Here is a 6,023-nt window from a genome sequence, read left to right as displayed (position 1 = left end):
CGGCACGAGCGTCGGCCAGTAGACGCCGTATGCGCTCGCGTCGCCGGGCGGGTCCATGGAGTAGAAGCCGGGGTAACTGGCGAGCGCTAACTCCGTGATCGCAGAGGAGAACGCGCGTCCGACCTTGCTCGAGTCGGCATCCTTCACGATGACGGTGAAGGTGGCGCTCGCCTGCTCGTTGGTCTCGGGATCGGGATGCTGCGTGCGCGCGAGATGGAAGTCGAGTACGCCGAAGCGCTCGGCACCGCCGACGCGGCGCACGATCGCTCGCTTGAGCACCGCCGCCTTCTCATCAACGTCGAGACCGGTGAGCACGAGCGTCATCGCGTTGCGGTAGCCGCCTGGGTAGTTGATACATACCTTGAGCGCGCTCGGCGCAGGCTCGCCGCGCACGCCCGACACGCGGACCCGGTCGGCGCCGGCCTGGTCGAGCCGGATGCTGTCGAAGCGCGCTATCGCGTCTGGATTCATGTAGGACGGTTCGCCGAGTTCGTAGAGGAGCTGCGCGGTGACCGTACCGATTGACACGAGACCGCCTGTACCGGGGTGCTTGGCGACGACGAACGAACCGTCCTGTTCCATCTCTGCGATCGGGAAGCCGGGGTGGTCCAAAGAGGGCACCTCGCTGAAGAAGGCGTAATTGCCGCCGGTCGCCTGCGCGCCACACTCAAGGATGTGCCCCGCGACCACGGCGCTCGCAAGCCGGTCCCAGTCGTCGCGCGCCCACTGGAAATGCCAGGCCGCCGGACCCACGACCAGCGACGCGTCCGTTACGCGCGGACACACGACCACGTCGGCTCCCGCCTTAAGGCATTCGACAATGCCCCATGCGCCGAGGTAGGCGTTCGCGCTCACCGGCGCCACCGGCATCGCCTCGAAGGGGCGACCGTCGTCGAGATGCGCCAGGCTGTTTCCCGCACGCCGCAACTCGCCTAGCCGCGGGAGGAGATCGTCGCCCTCCACGTGCGCGACGCGCGCCTTCACGCCGAGGCGCTCCGCCAACTCCCGGATTTTCCCGGCGAGACCGCGCGGGTTGAGACCGCCGGCGTTTACGACCACCCGCACGCCGCGATCGATGCAGGTGCCAAGCACCTCCTCCATCTGGCGGAGAAACGTCACCGCGTAGCCGGCGCCCGGATCTTTCTGGCGGGCCTTCCAGAGGATCAGCATCGTGAGCTCGGCGAGGTAGTCGCCGGTGAGCACGTCGATGGGCCCGCCCTCGAGCATCTCGCGCGCCGCCGAGAGGCGATCGCCGTAGAAGCCGGAGATGTTGCCGATTCGGAGCGGTCGGCGCACGCTCATCGTTTCCTCCAGACCGGCGCGCGCTTTTCGAGGAAGGCACGCGGTCCTTCCTGCGCGTCCTCGCTCTTGTACACGGGCTCAAAGATGCGCTCGGCCTCGTCGAAAGATTCGCTGCGCAGGCGCTCGGCGGCGGCGTACACCATCCGTTTGCCCGCCCGCACCGAGAGCGGCGCGTTCTGCGCGATGCGTATCGCCAACGCGCGCGCCTCCTGCTGCAGATGTTCGAGCGGTACGACGCGGTTCACCAGGCCGATCTCGTGGGCGCGATGCGCATCGATCGGCTCTGCCGTGAGCAAGAGCTCGAGCGCCACGCGCGGCGGAATCATCCACGGCAGCGGCGCGGCCCACGGCGCGCCGCGGCTCCACTTGGCCTCTGTGATCGCGAACTTCGCCGTGTCAGCGGCGACGCAGAGGTCGCACATCTGCGCCAGCGCGAAGCCGCCGGCGTAAGCCAGACCGTTGATGGCGGCGATCACGGGCTTGTCCGTCATGAGATTGCGGCCGAGCTGCGGGACGAAATCCAGCGGCGGGACTTGAAGCCCGGTCACCGACATCTCCTTGAGGTCGGCGCCGGCGCAGAAGACCTTGTCGCCGGTTGCGGTGAGAATCGCGACCAGCGCGTCATCGTCATCGACGAAGCTGCGAAACGCCGCCCACAGGCCTTCGCGCACCGCGCGGTTCAGCGCATTGCGTGCCTCCGGGCGATCGATCGTGATCGTGCTGATGCGGTCGCGCAGTTCGTATCGGACCGGCTGGTCAGACATTGCAGGTCTCCTCCTCGATCATGGCTGGGCAGTTGCGGGCTCGGCTTCGATTACGGCGAGAATCGCACCCGCGGTCACCTGCGCCCCGACGGTCGCGCGGATCTCGGTCAGCGTTCCCGCGTGCGGCGCCCGGATCGGGATCTCCGTCTTCATCGCCTCGAGCACGAGCAGCAAATCGCCGCTGGCGACGCGGGCGCCGACGGTGACGTAAATCTGTTTGACCACGCCCGGCATCGGTGCGACCAGCGAGCCGGCTGCCAGCTCGAGCTCGGGCTCGGCGAAGCGTGGAAGTTCGCGCAGCTCGCTGGCGCCCAGCGCGCTGTCGACGAAGACCCGCTCACCGACGGTATGCACCGAGTAGCGACGGCGTACGGCGCTGACTTCGAGATCGACCTCGCTTTCGCCGGATGCGTGCACGCGAACGCCGTCGAGCGCGTTGCCGTTCACCTCAGCACGCAGACCCTCGCGCCCGAAGCGGTAGCGCACGTCGAGCCGCCCCCAGCTTCCCTCGAAGGCCTGCGCCTGATCTTGTGAAGGGACGTTGCGCCATCCCGACGGGATCGAGGCCAGCGCGCCGACGCGCGCGCGGCGCGCGGCTTGCAACGCAAGCGTCGCAGCCAGCGCGTGAAGTCGCTCGCCCGCCGCGTCGCACAGCGGCGCGCCGATGACCTCAGGGGGGTGTCGCTGGAGAAAATGCGTGTCGGTTGCGCCCGCAATGAACTCGGGATGGCGCAGGATGCGCACGAGGAGATCACGAATCGTGTGCGGGCCGTGAAGCTGCGCGCGCGCCAGCGTGTCGGCCAGCTTGGCCGCCGCCTCCGCGCGCGTCGGCGCCCACGCGATCACCTTGGCGAGCATCGGGTCGTAGTGGATGCTCACCTCCGAGCCGTCCTCGACGCCCGAGTCCAGGCGCAGCCCCGGCGCCGGTGCGAAAGCGAAACGGTGGAACGTGCCCGTCGATGGCGCGAAGCCGCGCCGCGCGTCCTCGGCGTAGAGACGCGCCTCGATAGCATGGCCGCGAAGCGGCGGGACATCTTCCTGCGCCGGAAGTGCGCCGCCGCGCGCCACTTCGATCTGGAGCCGCACGAGGTCGAGCCCGGTCACGCACTCGGTCACGGGGTGCTCGACCTGGAGGCGGGTGTTAACTTCCAGGAAAAAGAACTCTCCGGCGGGAGTGAGCAGGAATTCGACGGTTCCGGCGCTGCGGTAGCCAATCGCTTCGCCCGCGGCGACCGCGGCCGCACGGATCGTCTCGCTCAACACCGGGGTCAACGCGGCGCTCGGCGATTCCTCGATGATCTTCTGGTGTCGCCGCTGGATCGAGCATTCGCGCTCGTAGAGATGGATGACGCGACCGTGTGCGTCGCCGAAGATCTGCACCTCGATGTGGCGCGCGGCCTCGAGGTAGCGCTCGAGATAGACGGTATCGTCGCCGAACGCCGAGAGCGCCTCGCGCCGGGCCGAGGCGACGGCCTCTGCGAGCTCCGCCGCGCTATGCACCACGCGCATTCCTCTGCCGCCGCCGCCTGCCGACGCCTTCACGACGACGGGCAGGCCGAGCTCGCCGGCCAGGCGCGCAAGCTCTGCCGGCGACACGCCGTCGCGAAGCTCGCGGCTCGGGAGTTGCGGCACGCCGGCCCGCTGCATGCGCCGCTTCGCCTCGAGCTTCGAGCCCATCGCGGCGACCACCTCGGGCGGAGGTCCCACGAAGGTAAGCTCGCCGTCACGGCATGCCGCGGCGAAGGCCGCGTTCTCCGACAGGAAGCCGTAGCCCGGGTGGATCGCATCGGCGCCCGTGCGGCGCGCCGCTTCAACGATTGCGTCGATGCGCAGGTATGACTCTGCCGGCGACGCACCACCGAGCGCGAACGCCTCATCGGCCTCATGCACGAAGGGCGCGTCGCGATCAGGCTCCGAGAACACGGCCACCGTCGCGATGCCCATCTCGCGCGCGGTGCGCTGGATGCGCCGCGCGATCTCTCCCCGATTGGCGATCAACAACTTCCGCATGCCGCTCTCACATCCGGAAGACGCCGAACTCGCGCGCGCCCCGGATCTCGTTCGAATGCACGACGCAGAGCGCTATCCCGAGCACGGTCCGGCTGTCGCGCGGGTCGATGATTCCGTCGTCGAAGAGCCGGCCACTGGTGAAGGGTGCGAGTGACTCGCGCTCGATCTTGTCCTCGACGGCGCGCCGGCGCTGGGCGTCGGCCTCCTCGTCGAAGGGTTTTTTTGCCGCGGCCGCCGCCTCGCGCGCCACGATCGAGAGCGTCCCGGCGAGCTGCTCGGGGCCCATCACCGCGGTCTTCGCATTGGGCCACAGGAACAGGAATCGCGGTTCGTAGGCACGGCCGGACATGCCGTAGTTGCCCGCGCCGTAGGAGCCACCCACCTGGAGCGTCAGGTGTGGCACGCTGCTGTTCGAGACCGCGTTGACCATCATCGATCCGTGCTTGATGATGCCGCGCTGCTCGTACTGTCGCCCGACCATGTAGCCCGTGACGTTCTGCACGAACAGGAGCGGCAGATCGATCTTGTTGGCGAGCTGGATGAACTGGGCCGCCTTCTGCGATTCCTCGGAGAAGAGCACGCCCTGATCGTTGGCGAGGATACCGAGGTCGTAGCCGTGGATGCGCGCCCATCCGGTCACCAGGTTGGCGCCGTAGAGGGGCTTGAACTCGTCGAACTCCGAGTCGTCCACTACGCGCGAGATCACTTCGCGGATCGGGAACGGCACTTTCATGTCGGCCGAAGGGATACCGAGCAGCTCGTCGGTGTCGTAGCGCGGCTCACGGGGTGGCGCACTAGGGCCGGGGCCGAGCTTGCGCCATGCCAGCCGGGCGACGATGCGCCGGCCAAGCCGGATTGCGTCCGGCTCGTCGAGCGCCATGTAGTCAGCGAGGCCCGACAAGGTGGCGTGCATTTCGGCGCCGCCGAGCTCCTCGTCATTGGCGTCCTCGCCCGTCGCCATCTTCACCAGCGGAGGGCCGCCGAGGAAGACCTTGGCGCGATTGCGCACCATCACCACGTAGTCGGACAGCCCGGGCAGGTAGGCGCCGCCGGCCGTCGAGTTGCCAAACACCAGCGCGATCGTCGGCACGCGCCGCCCCGAAGAACGCGTCAAGTTGCGGAACATCGCGCCGCCGGGCACGAAGATCTCCGCCTGGCGCGGCAGGTCCGCGCCGCCTGACTCGACCAGGTAAACGAGCGGGAGCCGGTTCTCGATCGAGATTTGGTACGCGCGCAACATCTTGGCGAGTGAGTACGGGTTGATAGCGCCACCGCGCACGGTCGGGTCGTTGGCGAGGATCAGGCACTGCGTCCCGGAGACGACACCGATCCCGGTTACGAGCGATGCGCCGACCTCGTACTCGGTCTCGGCCGCCGCGTAGGGCGACAGCTCGAGGAACGGCGAGTCACTGTCAACCAGCAGCTCGATGCGCTCGCGGGGCAAAAGCTTCCCGCGCCGGTGATGTCGCTCGACGTAGCGCTCTCCACCGCCGAGCAGCGCCTGGCGCTGCAACGCGGCGAGGCGCTCGAGCTTGTCGAGCATGGCCCGCCGATTGGCAATAAACGTCTCCGAGAGCGGGTCGATGCGGGTTGGCAGGATCGGCATTGGCTCAGTTCCTCGCGATGCTCCTGACTGAGTGATGCTCACTTAACAGAGAACCGATGGTCGCGGAAGAGTTGTAGTTGATGAAAAGGCCACTTGCCGAATACTTTCGAAAGAGTATCGCGCTCGGGTGGTTTTGGCGTCGTCCTCCGGCATTTTTCCCTAGCGCTCTGGTGAGTTTTTCCGCTCCCGGCCGGTCGGTCTCCCAATTACATAAGCGGTCGGGAAGACTTACTCTTAGCTCAGGACAACGAAGTGAGGTGACACGGCAATGTTGAAAAAATACCAGGGCGGAGAGAACGTGAAAGGTGGCTTTTACTGGAACACCGCAGAATTGGAGGTGG

4 protein-coding genes are annotated in these 6,023 nt (G+C 67.5%); all 4 read right to left on the bottom strand.

All coding sequences use genetic code 11. The features are described 5' to 3' along the window. Window positions 1-1,302: acyclic terpene utilization AtuA family protein (locus ABSB13_RS16335; RefSeq protein ID WP_428110359.1), on the bottom strand; the 1,302-nt coding region annotated here is incomplete at its 3' end. Further along, window positions 1,299-2,066 carry an enoyl-CoA hydratase/isomerase family protein gene (locus ABSB13_RS16330; protein WP_428110358.1) on the bottom strand — a complete coding sequence of 256 codons (768 nt, stop codon included), beginning with the start codon at window positions 2,064-2,066 and terminating at the stop codon, window positions 1,299-1,301. The genes ABSB13_RS16330 and ABSB13_RS16335, both read right to left, overlap by 4 nt. Window positions 2,067-2,084: 18 nt before the next feature. Then, the gene (locus ABSB13_RS16325) at window positions 2,085-4,076 is read right to left on the bottom strand and encodes an acetyl/propionyl/methylcrotonyl-CoA carboxylase subunit alpha (RefSeq protein ID WP_428110357.1); all 1,992 of its coding nucleotides are present in this window, start codon (window positions 4,074-4,076) and stop codon (window positions 2,085-2,087) included. A 7-nt stretch (window positions 4,077-4,083) separates the two neighbouring features. Next, window positions 4,084-5,682, bottom strand: a complete 1,599-nt coding sequence (locus ABSB13_RS16320) for an acyl-CoA carboxylase subunit beta (RefSeq protein ID WP_428110355.1) — start codon at window positions 5,680-5,682, stop codon at window positions 4,084-4,086. Window positions 5,683-6,023 lie beyond the last annotated feature (341 nt).

It is taken from the genome of Binatus sp. (SeqCode) (assembly GCF_050013435.1).
Taxonomy (GTDB): Bacteria; Desulfobacterota; Binatia; order Binatales; family Binataceae; genus Binatus.
The sequence above is the reverse complement of the archived record's forward strand: the minus strand, read 5'-3'. Positions and strand labels throughout refer to the sequence as shown.

Coding starts and splice junctions, on each gene's coding strand:
- ABSB13_RS16330 (WP_428110358.1), bottom strand. CDS start 2,066: ATGTCTGACCAGCCGGTCCGATACGAACTGCGCGACCGCATCAGCACG.
- ABSB13_RS16325 (WP_428110357.1), bottom strand. CDS start 4,076: ATGCGGAAGTTGTTGATCGCCAATCGGGGAGAGATCGCGCGGCGCATC.
- ABSB13_RS16320 (WP_428110355.1), bottom strand. CDS start 5,682: ATGCCGATCCTGCCAACCCGCATCGACCCGCTCTCGGAGACGTTTATT.